The following is a 14,593-nucleotide window of genomic DNA, read 5'->3' on the forward strand; positions in this document are numbered from 1 at the left end:
TTTGTCGGACATTAGCCGCTTAGAGCGCGCCTGTGATGCTGCAAGTGGTCGTCGATGAAACTGGCGATGAAGAAATAGCTGTGGTCGTAGCCCGGTTGCAGGCGCAACGTCAGCGGATGATCGGCCAGTTTGGCCGCCTGTTGCAGGGCTTCAGGCTTGAGTTGGGTGGCGAGGAAGTCGTCGCGATCACCTTGGTCGACCAACAGCGGCAGCTTCTCGTCAGCCTCGGCGATCAACGCGCAGGCATCCCATTCGCGCCATTTCGAACGGTCTTCGCCCAGGTAACGGGAAAAGGCTTTCTGGCCCCACGGGCAATCCATCGGATTGTTGATGGGCGAGAACGCCGACACTGACTGATAGCGCCCCGGATTGCGCAAGGCGCAGACCAAAGCACCGTGTCCGCCCATGGAGTGTCCGCTGATGCCGCGCTTATCCGATGCCGGGAAATGCGCCTCAACCAATGCCGGCAATTCCTGCACGACATAGTCATGCATCCGATAGTGCCGGGACCACGGTTCCTGCGTGGCATTCAGATAAAACCCGGCGCCGAGACCGAAGTCCCAGGCGCCATCCGGGTCACCCGGCACATCTGGACCGCGAGGGCTGGTATCCGGTGCAACGATGATCAGCCCCAGCTCGGCGGCCATGCGCATGGCACCAGCCTTTTGCATGAAGTTCTCGTCGGTGCAAGTCAGGCCGGACAACCAGTACAGCACCGGCAGTTTGCCGCCCTGCTCCGCTTGCGGCGGCAGGTACACGGCAAACACCATGTCGCAGCCCAGCACGTCGGAACGGTGCCGGTAGCGTTTGTGCCAGCCGCCGAAGCTTTTCTGACAGGAGATATTTTCCAGGCTCATGACCGACCTCAAAAATGGATGACGGAACGGATGCTTTTTCCTTCATGCATCAGGTCGAAAGCCTTGTTGATATCTTCCAGGCCCATAGTGTGGGTGATGAACGTGTCCAACGGGATTTCGCCGGTCTCGGCCATTTCGACATAGCTTGGCAATTCGGTGCGACCCCGCACACCGCCGAACGCTGAACCGCGCCAGACGCGACCGGTCACCAACTGGAATGGACGGGTAGCGATTTCCTGACCGGCACCGGCCACGCCAATGATCACCGACTCACCCCAACCTTTATGGCAGCACTCAAGTGCGGCGCGCATCAATTGGACATTGCCGATGCACTCGAAGGAAAAGTCGACGCCGCCATCGGTCATGTCGACGATAACTTCCTGGATCGGACGGTCGAAGTCTTTCGGGTTCACGCAGTCGGTTGCACCGAGCTGTTTGGCAATCTCGAACTTGGCCGGGTTGATGTCGATGGCAATGATCCGTGCAGCCTTGGCTTTGACCGCGCCGATGACCGCCGACAGACCGATACCGCCGAGACCGAAAATGGCCACGGTATCACCGGGTTTTACCTTGGCGGTATTGAGCACTGCGCCGATGCCGGTGGTGACACCACAGCCGAGCAGGCAGACTTTTTCCAGCGGCGCTTCTGTCGGAATTTTGGCGACGGAGATTTCCGGCAACACGGTGTACTCGGAAAACGTCGAGGTACCCATGTAGTGGAAAATCGGCTGGCCCTTGTAGGAAAAACGCGAAGTGCCGTCCGGCATCAGGCCTTTGCCCTGGGTCGCACGAATGGCCTGGCAGAGGTTGGTTTTGCCCGAGAGACAGAATTTGCACTTACGGCATTCCGGGGTGTACAGCGGGATTACGTGATCGCCGACAGCCACGGAGGTTACGCCCTCGCCGATCGCTTCAACCACCGCACCACCTTCGTGACCGAGGATCGACGGGAAGATGCCTTCCGGATCAGCGCCCGACAGCGTGTACGCATCGGTATGGCAGACACCGGAGGCAACCACACGCAGCAAAACTTCACCGGCCTTGGGCATGGCGACATCGACTTCAACGATCTCGAGGGGTTTCTTTGCCTCGAAGGCAACGGCGGCGCGCGACTTGATCATGTGGATTCTCCAGTGAATAAAAGCAAGACAGAGAGTGTAATACAGCGCCTGACGATGAATAATCCGGACAAAAGCAAAACATTATTGCCATACAGGGATAATCCTTGATGTCCGAGAACCGCTGGGAAGGTATCGATGAGTTCGTCGCCGTGGCTGAGTGCAGCCAATTCACGGCAGCGGCGGAACGTCTCGGGGTTTCTTCCTCCCACATCAGTCGACAAATAGTACGCCTCGAAGAGCGCCTTCAGACGCGACTGCTTTATCGAAGCACTCGTCGCGTCACGCTGACCGAAGCAGGGCAAACTTTTTTGCAGCATTGTCAGCGCCTGCAAGATGGCCGCGAAGAAGCCTTGCGCGCGGTCGGCGACCTGACCAGCGAGCCCAAAGGCATGTTGCGCATGACCTGTGCGGTGGCGTACGGCGAACGGTTCATCGTGCCGCTGGTGACGCGATTCATGGGGCTCTATCCGCAGCTTCGAATCGATATCGAACTGAGCAACCGGCAACTGGACCTGGTGCATGAAGGCCTGGATCTGGCGATCCGCCTCGGTCGCCTGCAGGATTCACGGTTGGTCGCAACACGGCTGGCACCTCGGCGCATGTATCTGTGCGCATCACCCTCCTACCTGGAACGGTATGGTCGCCCACACAGCTTGTCGGAACTCAGCCGCCACAACTGCCTCATCGGCAGTTCGGACATGTGGCAACTCGAACAGAACGGGCGGGAATTTTCGCAACGGGTGCAGGGAAACTGGCGTTGTAATAGTGGGCAAGCTGTTCTGGATGCGGCGCTACAGGGCGTCGGGTTATGTCAGTTGCCGGACTATTACGTGCTGGAGTACTTGAAAAGTGGCGAGCTGATTTCGCTGCTGGAAGCCCATCAACCGCCGAACACCGCCGTGTGGGCGCTTTATCCACAGCAACGACATCTGTCGCCGAAGGTGCGCAAGTTGGTGGATTATTTGAAGGAAGGATTGGCCGAGCGGCCGGAATATCGGACTTAAGATCAAAAGATCGCAGCCTTCGGCAGCTCCTACAGGAGTCCGCATTCCACTAATGTAGGAGCTGCCGAAGGCTGCGATCTTTTAGCGGCGATTAGCCCAACGCTGGCGCAGCCATTCAAGGTCTTCGGGGCGGGTGACTTTCAGGTTGTCCGCGCGCCCCTCAATCAGCCGTGGTGCCAGGCCTGCCCATTCCATGGCCGAAGCTTCATCGGTGATAACCGCATCGGCCACCAGACTGTCGGCCAAGGCCCGATGCAACGCCCCAAGGCGAAACATCTGCGGTGTATACGCCTGCCAGATCACACTGCGATCCACGGTTTCAACCACCCGACCGTGTTTGTCGACCCGCTTCAGGGTATCGCGAGCCGGAACCGCCAGCAGTCCGCCGACCGGATCGTCAGCCAGTTCAACCAGCAACTTGTCCAGATCATCACGGCTCAGATTGGGCCGCGCAGCATCATGGACCAACACCCAATCCTCATCGCCAGCACCCAGCGCATGCAGATGCAGCAAGGCATTGAGCACCGACCCGGAACGCTCGGCGCCGCCGTCAACGCGTTGAATACGCGAATCGGAAGCACATGCCAGATTCGGCCAATAAGGATCATCCACAGCAAGACTGACCACCAATCCCTTCAGGGAAGGATGATCAAGGAAACAGCTGAGGCTGTGTTCGAGAATAGTGCGTCCGACCAGTTGCAAGTATTGCTTGGGACGGTCCGCGGCCATACGGGCACCGACGCCCGCGGCAGGAATCACGGCCCAGAAGGCCGGTAACGAGGAATTCATTGCGCCAACTGGAAAAGGGTTTCACCGTCCTTGACCATGCCCAACTCATGGCGAGCCCGCTCTTCAACGGTCTCCATGCCCTTTTTCAACTCGCTGACTTCAGCGTCCATCACCCGATTGCGCTCCAGCAATGTCTGGTTCTCGGCCTGCTGATCCGCAATCTGCTGAGTCAGCTCGGCCACTTGCGCCAGACTGCCATTACCTACCCACAGGCGGTATTGCAGGCCAGCCAGCAACAAGAGCAAGACGAGGAACAACCAATTGGGACTGCGCATCGAATATCAGGTATCCAGTGAAAAAAGACAGCCATGCCAAAACTTTGAAGCGTCTGATAGCACGAAGCCTGGAAGAACCAGGCTTGTGCTTATAAGGCATCAGATTAGTGGCAAATCCATCGTTGGCACGACTTTTTCGACACAATCCGGTGTCTTTTTTACCATGTAGCAATCAGCCGCGGAATTCGCTGCGGCCGTTGTACTTGGCTTTGCCGTTCAACTGCTCTTCGATACGCAGCAGTTGGTTGTACTTGGACACGCGGTCGGAACGGCACAGGGAGCCGGTCTTGATCTGGCCAGCCGAAGTGCCCACGGCCAGGTCGGCAATGGTCGAATCTTCGGTTTCGCCGGAGCGGTGCGAGATCACGGCGGTGTAACCGGCAGCCTTGGCCATCTGGATGGCTTCCAGGGTTTCGGTCAGGGTGCCGATCTGGTTGAACTTGATCAGGATCGAGTTGGCGATCTTTTTATCGATGCCTTCTTTCAGGATCTTGGTGTTGGTCACGAACAGGTCGTCGCCTACCAGTTGGACTTTCTCGCCGATCTTGTCGGTGAGGATTTTCCAGCCAGCCCAGTCGGACTCGTCCAGGCCATCTTCGATGGAGATGATCGGGTAACGCTCGGTCAGACCTTTCAGGTAATCGGCGAAACCCTCAGCGGTGAACACCTGACCTTCGCCGGACAGGTTGTACTTGCCGTCTTCGTAGAACTCGCTGGCCGCGCAGTCCAGTGCCAGGGTCACGTCGGTGCCCAGCTTGTAACCGGCGTTGGCCACGGCTTCGGAGATCACTTTCAAAGCGTCTTCGTTGGACGCCAGGTTCGGCGCGAAACCACCTTCGTCACCGACAGCAGTGCTCAGGCCACGGGCCTTCAGAACGGCTTTGAGGTGATGGAAAATCTCGGTGCCCATGCGCAGACCTTCCGAGAAAGACTTGGCGCCAACCGGCTGAACCATGAATTCCTGGATGTCGACGTTGTTATCGGCGTGCTCGCCACCGTTGATGATGTTCATCATCGGAACCGGCATCGAGTAAACACCCGGGGTGCCGTTCAGGTTGGCGATGTGAGCGTACAACGGCAGGTCCTGGTCCTGAGCTGCTGCCTTGGCCGCGGCTAGGGAAACGGCGAGGATCGCGTTGGCGCCCAGGGAACCTTTGTTGTCAGTACCGTCCAGCTTGATCATCGCGTGATCCAGCGCTTTCTGGTCGCTCGGGTCTGTACCTTTCAACAGGTCGCGGATCGGACCGTTGATGTTGGCGACGGCTTTCAGAACGCCCTTGCCCAGGTAACGGCTCTTGTCGCCATCACGCAGCTCGAGCGCTTCACGCGAGCCAGTGGAAGCACCGGACGGCGCGCAAGCGCTGCCGATGATGCCGTTATCGAGAAGCACGTCCGCTTCCACGGTGGGGTTGCCACGGGAGTCGAGAACTTCACGACCTTTGATGTCGACGATTTTTGCCATTGTTGTAAACACTCCAAAGTTGACGAAAACGACGCAGCTGAAGGAAATCTTTTATCGCCGGCAAGTGATGTGCAGCGGGCAGACTTGCGGACGATAAGGCTCAGACCCGAGGGCCTGAGCAACAAATCGTGCGGTACTTTACCGGAGAAATGAGGATTACGCGGTTTCTACCGTCGGAAAACTCTTCACCAGTTCGTCCAAAGCTTTGAGCTGGGCCAGGAATGGCTCCAGTTTGTCCAGACGCAAGGCGCAAGGGCCGTCACATTTGGCGTTGTCCGGGTCCGGGTGGGCTTCGAGGAACAAACCGGCCAGCGACTGGCTCATGCCGGCTTTCGCTAGATCGAGGACCTGAGCGCGACGACCGCCGGCAGAATCGGAGCGACCACCGGGCATTTGCAGCGCGTGGGTCACGTCGAAGAACACCGGGTATTCGAACTGCTTCATGATGCCGAAGCCGAGCATGTCGACGACCAGGTTGTTGTAGCCGAAGCTCGAACCGCGTTCGCAGAGGATCAACTGATCGTTACCCGCTTCCACGCACTTGTTCAGGATGTGTTTCATTTCCTGAGGTGCGAGGAACTGGGCTTTCTTGATGTTGATCACCGCACCGGTCTTGGCCATCGCGACCACGAGGTCGGTCTGGCGCGACAGGAAGGCCGGCAGCTGGATGATGTCGCAGACTTCAGCGACGACCGCGGCCTGATCAGGCTCGTGGACGTCGGTGATGATCGGCACGCCGAAGGCTTGCTTGATGTCCTGGAAAATCCGCATGCCCTCTTCCAGGCCAGGGCCACGGTAAGAGGTCACGGAAGAACGGTTGGCCTTGTCGAAGCTGGCCTTGAACACGTAAGGGATACCGAGTTTCTCGGTAACCTTCACGTACTCTTCGCAGACCTGCATCGCCATGTCGCGGCTTTCCAGCACGTTCATGCCACCGAACAGCACCATTGGCTTGTCGTTGGCAATCTCGATATCGCCTACGCGGATGATCTTCTGCGCCATAAGGTTCAAGCCTTCTTCTGGTGTTGAGCCAAAGCTGCTTTGACGAAACCGCTGAACAACGGGTGACCGTCGCGCGGCGTCGAAGTGAACTCAGGGTGGAACTGGCAAGCGACGAACCATGGATGATCCGGGGCTTCGACCACTTCAACCAGCGCGCCATCACCGGAGCGACCGGAGATTTTCAGACCAGCTTCCATGATTTTCGGCAGCAGGTTGTTGTTCACTTCGTAGCGGTGACGGTGACGCTCGACGATCACGTCCTTGCCGTAGCAGCCGTGAACCAGGGAACCCGGCTCCAGCAGGCAATCCTGAGCGCCAAGGCGCATGGTGCCGCCCAGATCGGACGTTTCGGTACGGGTTTCGACCGCGCCGGTGGCATCTTCCCACTCGGTGATCAGACCCACGACCGGGTGACCGCTTGCGCGATCGAACTCGGTGGAGTTGGCGTCTATCCAGCCCATGACGTTACGAGCGAACTCGATCACGGCCACTTGCATGCCCAGGCAGATGCCGAGGTATGGAACCTTGTTTTCGCGAGCGTACTGGACAGCGGTGATCTTGCCTTCCACGCCACGCAGACCGAAGCCGCCTGGAACCAGAATCGCGTCGACGCCTTCCAGCAGCGCGGTGCCCTGGTTTTCGATGTCTTCGGAATCGATGTAGCGCAGGTTGACCTTGGTGCGGTTGCTGATGCCGGCGTGACTCATCGCTTCGATCAGCGACTTGTAGGCGTCCAGCAGTTCCATGTACTTGCCGACCATGGCGATGGTGACTTCGTGCTCAGGGTTGAGCTTGGCGTCAACCACGGCTTCCCACTCGGACAGATCGGCGCCGCCACATTGCAGGCCGAAACGCTCGACCACAAAATCATCCAGGCCTTGCGAATGCAGAATGCCCGGGATCTTGTAGATGGTGTCGGCGTCTTCCAGCGCGATCACCGCACGTTCTTCAACGTTGGTGAATTGCGCGATCTTGCGACGCGAGGAAATGTCGATCGGGTGATCGGAGCGGCAAACCAGCACATCAGGTTGCAGGCCGATGGAACGCAGTTCCTTGACCGAGTGCTGGGTTGGCTTGGTTTTGGTTTCGCCGGCAGTGGCGATGTACGGCACCAGCGTCAGGTGCATCAGCATCGCGCGCTTGGCGCCGACTTCGAAACGCAATTGACGGATGGCTTCGAGGAACGGTTGCGACTCGATGTCACCCACAGTGCCACCGATCTCGACCATCGCCACGTCGGCATCGCCGGCGCCCTTGATGATCCGGCGCTTGATTTCGTCGGTGATGTGCGGGATCACCTGGATGGTGGCGCCCAGGTAATCACCACGGCGCTCTTTGCGCAGGACGTGTTCGTAGACACGGCCGGTGGTGAAGTTGTTGTTCTGGGTCATGGTCGTGCGAATGAACCGCTCGTAGTGGCCCAGGTCCAGGTCGGTCTCGGCGCCGTCGTGGGTGACGAACACTTCACCGTGCTGGAACGGGCTCATGGTGCCCGGATCGACGTTGATGTACGGATCCAGCTTCAGCATGGTGACCTTAAGTCCCCGCGCCTCCAGGATGGCCGCCAATGAAGCCGATGCAATGCCTTTCCCCAATGAAGAAACAACACCGCCCGTGACGAATATGTAGCGCGTCATGAAAAACCCTAGAAGTCTGCGTTAAAGCGGTCCGAGCCGCCGGGGAAAGCGAAGGAAGGCCGAAGCCCCCGATCACCTGCATTAATCACAGTGCACCTTTCAAAAAAACCGCTGCGTTGGGACAGACCGGGAGATGAAACACCGGTACGTTGCTCGCTACACATTTTTTGGAATCGCCCAGCAAAGACTGCTTGGTAATCGGCAACTCCTGCAATTCAGGCGAATCCACAGAAGTTGTATCAAGAAGGGAGCGTAGTCTACCGGAAAGCCCCTTTCAGCTCAAACCTTGATCTTCGCTCAATGGCTGCCAATGCAAATTCCAGCCGTCCTGCACGCTACCATTCAAGCCCCGCAGGTTGGCCACCGCCAGCAATTGCTCGCCTCGAAAGAGCAGCGGCAATCTGCCACGAACGAACCCTGGAACCCCGCGTTCATTGAGCAAGCGCTTCAGGTCCCGATGGCCGCGATCGGGAAGGTTCATGGCCTCGCCTCCCTCACGATAGCGTATATGCAGCGGGCCTTCGGGGATTTGCCCGGTGAGCTTGAGCACGCCGTTATCAGATAAAACCAACGCTTGCGAGGGATCAGCCCACCGCCCGACGTCGAGTGCAGGGCGTAGCCAATGACCGGATAACCACCAGATACGTCCGCCTGCCCGATGCAGCTCGCCATCCGCCAAACGCCAGATCGGACAAGCATCGCCGGTGGCATCACGCAAATCCTCCCAACCCGACCAATGGTCACTGTCCGGCAGACGAGTCAGCGATGAGAGCCAGTGACTCACTGCATTTCGCTGGCGAGCGGCGGACAGGTTTGCAATCGGCGACAGCTCAAGGGACGGCACACCCAGACAATCGAATTCACTGACGGTGCCGGCATGAGTCAGATCGATTTGCGCCAGTTCATCGAGCAGCCCCTGCGCTTCGCTCAGATGCGCCGCACTGCGGGCCATGCTCGCCACCGCTTGCGGCCAGCGCTCGGTCATGACCGGGAAAACCTGATGCCGCAAGTAATTGCGCGAAAACTGACGATCCTGGTTCGAAGGGTCTTCGATCCAGCTCAATTGATGCTCGTGCGCGTAAGCCTCCAACTCTGCTCGCGTGACATAGAGCAATGGTCGCAACAGATGCCCGTTGCCCAACGCACGTTGACGCGGCATCCCCGACAACCCTCTCACCCCTGCCCCGCGCAACAGCCGAAACAGCAAGGTTTCCGCCTGATCGTCACGGTGTTGGGCGGTCAGCAACACTTCATGGGTCCGGCTAGCCTCGATGAACGCGCCATAGCGCGCATCACGGGCGGCACGTTCGAGGCTGGCGCCGGGTTGAACCTGGACGCGAACGACCTGTAGTGGCACCCCCAGGACATCACAAACCGACTGGCAATGTTCCGGCCACGCATCAGCCGCAGCCTGAAGGCCGTGATGGATATGGATGGCGCTGAGCGCCGGCAGGGATTCGGTTTTTGCGAGGTGGGCGAGCAAGTGCAGCAAGACGGTGGAATCGAGACCACCGGAGAAAGCGACACGCCAGGCTGTGGCATTGCGCCACGGAGCAAGGTTCTGAAGGAGCTTGGCAGGAAGATCAATCATAGGCTGACTCATATCGATCACTTTGCACAAATCAAATGTGGGAGCGGCGGTGCGACGATTCGACTTGCTCGCGAAGAGGCCATCAAATTCAACATCATCGTTGACTGACACACCGTCTTCGCGAGCAAGTCGAATCGTCGCACCGCCGCTCCCACATTAAAGCGCGGTCAGATCAGAGACCGTAGCTCATCAGACGCTCGTAACGACGGGCCAGCAGCGCTTCGTTATCGAACTTCTTCAGCATCGCCAGTTGCGATGTCAGCTCGGCACGGATCGATGCAGCGGCCGCAGCCGGATCACGATGAGCGCCGCCCAAAGGCTCGCCGATCACTTTGTCGACGATGCCCAGGCCTTTCAAGCGCTCGGCAGTGATGCCCATGGCTTCAGCGGCATCCGGTGCTTTTTCCGCGGTTTTCCACAGAATCGAAGCGCAACCTTCCGGCGAAATCACCGCGTAGGTCGAGTACTGCAACATGTTCAGTTGATCGCACACGCCGATTGCCAGTGCACCGCCGGAACCACCTTCACCGATCACGGTGGCGATGATTGGGGTTTTCAGGCGGGCCATGACGCGCAGGTTCCAGGCAATCGCTTCGCTCTGGTTGCGCTCTTCAGCGTCGATGCCAGGGTAGGCGCCCGGCGTATCGATGAAGGTCAGGATCGGCATTTTGAAACGTTCGGCCATTTCCATCAGGCGGCACGCCTTGCGGTAGCCTTCCGGACGCGGCATGCCGAAGTTGCGGCGAACCTTCTCGCGCACTTCGCGGCCTTTCTGGTGACCGATAATCATCACCGGCTGGTCATCCAGACGGGCCACGCCGCCAACGATGGCAGCGTCGTCGGAGAAGTGACGGTCGCCGTGCAGCTCGTCGAACTCGGTGAAGATGTGTTCGATGTAGTCCAGGGTATATGGACGTTTCGGGTGACGCGCCAGACGCGCGATCTGCCAGCTGGTCAGCTTGCCGAAGATGTCTTCGGTCAGCGTGCTGCTTTTGTCCTGCAGGCGGGAGATCTCATCGCCGATATTCAGCGAATTGTCGTTACCGACCAAGCGCAACTCTTCGATCTTGGCTTGCAGGTCGGCGATCGGCTGTTCGAAATCTAGAAAATTCGGGTTCATAGGCGTCCGTCTAGGGTCGACGTCCAAGAGAGCTTGGGCCGGCCGGTTGTCTATTCGCGCCCTACCTTAAGGGACAGGCGCGTTCAGGTCGAGATTAAAAATTCAGGTCGAGATCAGGCCGTACAGAGAGTACCTGACCGTCAACGGTATTGGAGGAAGACGTTGTCTCGCCCGAACTGGTCACGCAGGGCTTGAATCAACGCATCCGCCGGGTCGATTCGCCAGGTCTCGCCGAACTGCAGCAAGGCCTTCGCGTCGGGGCTCGTGTATTCCATGGTGATCGGGCACGCACCGCGGTGACGCTTGAACAACTCACCCAGCCAGCGTAGCTGATCGCCCTTCAAATCCTTGGTCTGCAGCTTCAATCGCAGGCTTTCGGCCAGGTTGGTGCGCGCATCTTCCATACTCATCACACGCTTGACCCGCAAGCGCAGACCGCCAGAGAAGTCGTCGTTGCTGACTTCGCCTTCAACCACCACCATCGCGTCAGTCTGCAACAGCGACTGCGCCGAATGGAACGCGTCGGCGAACAGCGATGCTTCGATCCGGCCCGAGCGGTCGTCGAGGGTGATGAAACCCATCTTGTCGCCCTTTTTGTTCTTCATCACTCGCAGGGCGATGATCATGCCGGCGACGGTCTGCGTATCGCGAGCCGGCTTCAGGTCGATGATCCGCTGACGGGCAAAACGGCGGATCTCGCCTTCGTACTCGTCGATCGGGTGACCGGTCAGGTACAGGCCCAGGGTATCTTTCTCCCCTTTCAGGCGTTCCTTCAGGGTCAGCTCTTTCGCCTTGCGGTGATTGGCATAGACGTCGGCATCTTCCTCGACGAACAACCCGCCAAACAGGTCGGCGTGGCCACTGTCGTGGGTGCGGGCGGTTTGTTCGGCGGCCTTGATCGCCCCTTCCATCGCATTCAGCAAGACCGCGCGGTTCTGGTCGATGCTCGCTTGATAGGCTTTCGGTTCGTCATGGAAATACGGGCCCAGACGGTCCAGCGCACCGCTGCGGATCAAACCGTCCAGGGTGCGTTTGTTGATGCGCTTGAGGTCGACACGGGCGCAGAAATCGAACAGGTCCTTGAACGGCCCGTCCTGACGCGCCTCGGTAATCGCCTCGACCGGCCCTTCGCCCACACCCTTGATCGCGCCGAGGCCATAAATGATGCGGCCTTCGTCATTCACCGTGAACTTGAACTCGGAGGTATTCACATCCGGCGCGTCGAGACGCAGCTTCATGGTGCGAATTTCTTCGATCAAGGTCACGACCTTGTCGGTGTTGTGCATATCCGCCGACAGTACCGCGGCCATGAACGGCGCCGGGTAGTGCGTTTTCAGCCACGCAGTCTGGTACGACACCAGGCCATACGCAGCGGAGTGGGATTTGTTGAAGCCGTAACCGGCGAATTTTTCCACCAGGTCGAAAATGTTACCGGCCAGGTCGGCGTCGATGTTGTTGCTGGCGCAACCCTCAATGAAACCGCCACGCTGCTTGGCCATTTCCTCGGGTTTTTTCTTACCCATGGCCCGACGCAGCATGTCCGCACCACCGAGGGTGTAACCGGCCATGACCTGGGCAATCTGCATCACCTGTTCCTGATACAGGATGATGCCGTAAGTCGGAGCCAATACAGGCTTCAGGCCTTCGTACTGGTAGTCCGAGTGTGGGTACGCGAGTTCGGCGCGGCCGTGCTTGCGGTTGATAAAGTCGTCAACCATGCCGGATTGCAAAGGGCCCGGACGGAACAGGGCCACCAGTGCGATCAAGTCTTCCAGGCAGTCGGGCTTGAGCTTTTTGATCAGCTCTTTCATGCCGCGCGACTCGAGCTGGAACACCGCGGTGGTTTCAGCTTTTTGCAACAGCGTGTAGGTCGGCTTGTCATCCAGCGGGATGAACGCGATGTCCAGCGGTGGCTCGTCGACCTTGGCGCGATCGCGGTTGATGGTTTTCAACGCCCAGTCGATGACCGTCAAGGTCCGCAGACCGAGGAAGTCGAACTTCACCAGACCGGCGGCCTCAACGTCGTCCTTGTCGAACTGGGTTACCAGGCCATCACCGGCCTCGTCGCAATAAATTGGCGAAAAGTCAGTCAGTTTGGTCGGCGCGATCACCACGCCACCGGCGTGCTTGCCGACGTTACGCACAACGCCTTCGAGCTTGCGCGCCATTTCCCAGATTTCCGCGGCCTCTTCATCGACCTTGATGAAGTCCCGGAGGATTTCTTCCTGCTCGTAGGCTTTTTCCAGGGTCATGCCGACTTCGAACGGAATCATCTTCGACAGACGATCCGCCAGACCGTAGGACTTGCCCTGCACCCGCGCCACGTCACGGACCACAGCCTTGGCGGCCATGGAGCCGAAGGTGATGATCTGGCTCACCGCGTTGCGGCCGTATTTCTCGGCCACGTAGTCGATCACCCGGTCACGACCATCCATGCAGAAGTCGACGTCGAAGTCGGGCATCGATACCCGTTCCGGGTTAAGGAAACGTTCGAACAGCAGGTCATATTCCAGCGGGTCGAGGTCGGTGATCTTCTGCACATAGGCCACCAGCGACCCGGCACCCGATCCACGGCCCGGACCTACCGGCACGCCGTTGCTCTTGGCCCACTGGATAAAGTCCATAACGATCAGGAAGTAACCGGGGAAGCCCATCTGGATGATGATATCCAGCTCGAAATTCAACCGGTCGACATAGACCTGACGCTTGGCTTCATAGTCTTCAGTGGTGTCTTTGGGCAGCAGCACGCTAAGACGATCTTCCAGACCGTCGAAAGACACCTTGCGGAAATACTCGTCGATGGTCATGCCATCGGGAATCGGGAAGTTGGGCAGGAAGTGCGTGCCCAGTTTCACTTCGATGTTGCAGCGCTTGGCGATCTCGACGGTGTTTTCCAGCGCCTCGGGAATGTCGCTGAACAGCTCGGCCATTTCCTCGGCGCTTTTGAGGTATTGCTGATCGCTGTAATTCTTCGAACGCCGCGGATCGTCGAGGGCGCGGCCCTCACCGATGCAGACGCGGGTCTCGTGAGCGGCAAAGTCTTCCTGCTTGATGAAGCGCACGTCGTTGGTTGCAACCAGTGGCGCACCGATTTTCTCGGCCAGGGCCACGGCGCCGTGCAATTGTTCTTCATCGTTGGGGCGATTGGTGCGCTGGATCTCCAGATAGAAACGATCCGGGAACACCGCCATCCATTCGCGCGCGAGATTCTCCGCTTCAGCCGGATTGCCGCTGAGCATGGCCAGGCCGATCTCGCCTTCTTTCGCCGCCGACAACATGATCAAGCCTTCGCCGGCCTCGGCCACCCACTCGCGCTCGATGATGATCGAGCCATTGCGCTGGCCGTCGATGAAGCCACGGGAAATCAGTTCGGTCAGGTTGCGATAGCCGACAGCGTTCATTGCCAGCAGGCTGATCCGGCTCAGGGCGTTGTCCGGATCCTTGTTCGACAGCCACAGGTCGGCGCCGCAGATCGGCTTGATGCCTGCGCCCATGGCGGCTTTATAGAATTTGACCAGGGAACACATGTTGTTCTGATCGGTGACCGCTACGGCAGGCATGTTCATGCCGACCAGGGTCTTGACCAGCGGTTTGATCCGCACCAGACCGTCGACCAGGGAATATTCAGTGTGCAGGCGTAGATGAACGAATGAAGCCGGCATAGTGATCCTGTCTATAACGTGAAAACAACAAGGCCCGGATTGTACCGGGCCTTGGGAAAAACATCAGCCTCGC

11 protein-coding genes are annotated in these 14,593 nt (G+C 58.7%); 1 reads left to right on the plus strand and 10 read right to left on the minus strand.

The annotated features are described in order from the left end of the window. Positions 1–11 precede the first annotated feature (11 nt). Positions 12–857: an S-formylglutathione hydrolase gene (gene fghA / locus ACYZTL_RS09745; RefSeq protein ID WP_461951608.1), complete on the minus strand. Its 846-nt coding sequence runs from the start codon at positions 855–857 to the stop codon at positions 12–14. An 8-nt stretch (positions 858–865) separates the two neighbouring features. Next, the gene (locus ACYZTL_RS09750; protein ID WP_461951609.1) at positions 866–1,978 is read right to left on the minus strand and encodes an S-(hydroxymethyl)glutathione dehydrogenase/class III alcohol dehydrogenase; all 1,113 of its coding nucleotides are present in this window, start codon (positions 1,976–1,978) and stop codon (positions 866–868) included. 107 nt (positions 1,979–2,085) lie between these two features. On the opposite strand from ACYZTL_RS09750, the gene ACYZTL_RS09755 reads away from it, so the two are divergent. After that, the gene (locus tag ACYZTL_RS09755; protein WP_461951610.1) at positions 2,086–2,982 is read left to right on the plus strand and encodes a LysR family transcriptional regulator; all 897 of its coding nucleotides are present in this window, start codon (positions 2,086–2,088) and stop codon (positions 2,980–2,982) included. An 81-nt stretch (positions 2,983–3,063) separates the two neighbouring features. On the opposite strand, the gene ispD is transcribed toward ACYZTL_RS09755, so the two are convergent. From ispD to dnaE, 8 genes are all read right to left on the minus strand, one after another. Further along, positions 3,064–3,771, minus strand: coding sequence for a 2-C-methyl-D-erythritol 4-phosphate cytidylyltransferase (ispD, locus tag ACYZTL_RS09760; protein ID WP_461951611.1), 708 nt, complete (start codon positions 3,769–3,771; stop codon positions 3,064–3,066). Further along, positions 3,768–4,046 carry a cell division protein FtsB gene (gene ftsB, locus ACYZTL_RS09765; RefSeq protein WP_461951612.1) on the minus strand — a complete coding sequence of 93 codons (279 nt, stop codon included), beginning with the start codon at positions 4,044–4,046 and terminating at the stop codon, positions 3,768–3,770. The genes ispD and ftsB overlap by 4 nt, the downstream gene beginning before the upstream one ends. Before the next feature lie 172 nt (positions 4,047–4,218). Further along, the gene (eno, locus tag ACYZTL_RS09770; RefSeq protein WP_461951613.1) at positions 4,219–5,508 is read right to left on the minus strand and encodes a phosphopyruvate hydratase; all 1,290 of its coding nucleotides are present in this window, start codon (positions 5,506–5,508) and stop codon (positions 4,219–4,221) included. 156 nt (positions 5,509–5,664) lie between these two features. After that, positions 5,665–6,510, minus strand: a complete 846-nt coding sequence (kdsA, locus tag ACYZTL_RS09775; RefSeq protein WP_056720954.1) for a 3-deoxy-8-phosphooctulonate synthase — start codon at positions 6,508–6,510, stop codon at positions 5,665–5,667. Between the two features lie 5 nt (positions 6,511–6,515). Beyond that, positions 6,516–8,147: a CTP synthase gene (locus ACYZTL_RS09780; RefSeq protein ID WP_461951614.1), complete on the minus strand. Its 1,632-nt coding sequence runs from the start codon at positions 8,145–8,147 to the stop codon at positions 6,516–6,518. 274 nt (positions 8,148–8,421) lie between these two features. Then, entirely contained in the window at positions 8,422–9,750 is a 1,329-nt protein-coding gene (gene tilS, locus ACYZTL_RS09785) for a tRNA lysidine(34) synthetase TilS (RefSeq protein WP_461951615.1), read from the minus strand. Positions 9,751–9,910: 160 nt separating this feature from the next. Continuing rightward, positions 9,911–10,858, minus strand: a complete 948-nt coding sequence (locus tag ACYZTL_RS09790) for an acetyl-CoA carboxylase carboxyltransferase subunit alpha (protein ID WP_461951616.1) — start codon at positions 10,856–10,858, stop codon at positions 9,911–9,913. 140 nt (positions 10,859–10,998) lie between these two features. Next, positions 10,999–14,520, minus strand: coding sequence for a DNA polymerase III subunit alpha (dnaE, locus tag ACYZTL_RS09795; RefSeq protein WP_461951617.1), 3,522 nt, complete (start codon positions 14,518–14,520; stop codon positions 10,999–11,001). Positions 14,521–14,593 lie beyond the last annotated feature (73 nt).

Source organism: Pseudomonas sp. LB3P81, assembly GCF_054897965.1.

Bases quoted from the DNA above. Each gene is read 5' to 3' on its own strand.
- fghA (WP_461951608.1), bottom strand. From the start codon at position 857: ATGAGCCTGGAAAATATCTCCTGTCAGAAAAGCTTCGGCGGCTGGCAC.
- ACYZTL_RS09750 (WP_461951609.1), bottom strand. From the start codon at position 1,978: ATGATCAAGTCGCGCGCCGCCGTTGCCTTCGAGGCAAAGAAACCCCTC.
- ACYZTL_RS09755 (WP_461951610.1), top strand. From the start codon at position 2,086: ATGTCCGAGAACCGCTGGGAAGGTATCGATGAGTTCGTCGCCGTGGCT.
- ispD (WP_461951611.1), bottom strand. From the start codon at position 3,771: ATGAATTCCTCGTTACCGGCCTTCTGGGCCGTGATTCCTGCCGCGGGC.
- ftsB (WP_461951612.1), bottom strand. From the start codon at position 4,046: ATGCGCAGTCCCAATTGGTTGTTCCTCGTCTTGCTCTTGTTGCTGGCT.
- eno (WP_461951613.1), bottom strand. From the start codon at position 5,508: ATGGCAAAAATCGTCGACATCAAAGGTCGTGAAGTTCTCGACTCCCGT.
- kdsA (WP_056720954.1), bottom strand. From the start codon at position 6,510: ATGGCGCAGAAGATCATCCGCGTAGGCGATATCGAGATTGCCAACGAC.
- ACYZTL_RS09780 (WP_461951614.1), bottom strand. From the start codon at position 8,147: ATGACGCGCTACATATTCGTCACGGGCGGTGTTGTTTCTTCATTGGGG.
- tilS (WP_461951615.1), bottom strand. From the start codon at position 9,750: ATGAGTCAGCCTATGATTGATCTTCCTGCCAAGCTCCTTCAGAACCTT.
- ACYZTL_RS09790 (WP_461951616.1), bottom strand. From the start codon at position 10,858: ATGAACCCGAATTTTCTAGATTTCGAACAGCCGATCGCCGACCTGCAA.
- dnaE (WP_461951617.1), bottom strand. From the start codon at position 14,520: ATGCCGGCTTCATTCGTTCATCTACGCCTGCACACTGAATATTCCCTG.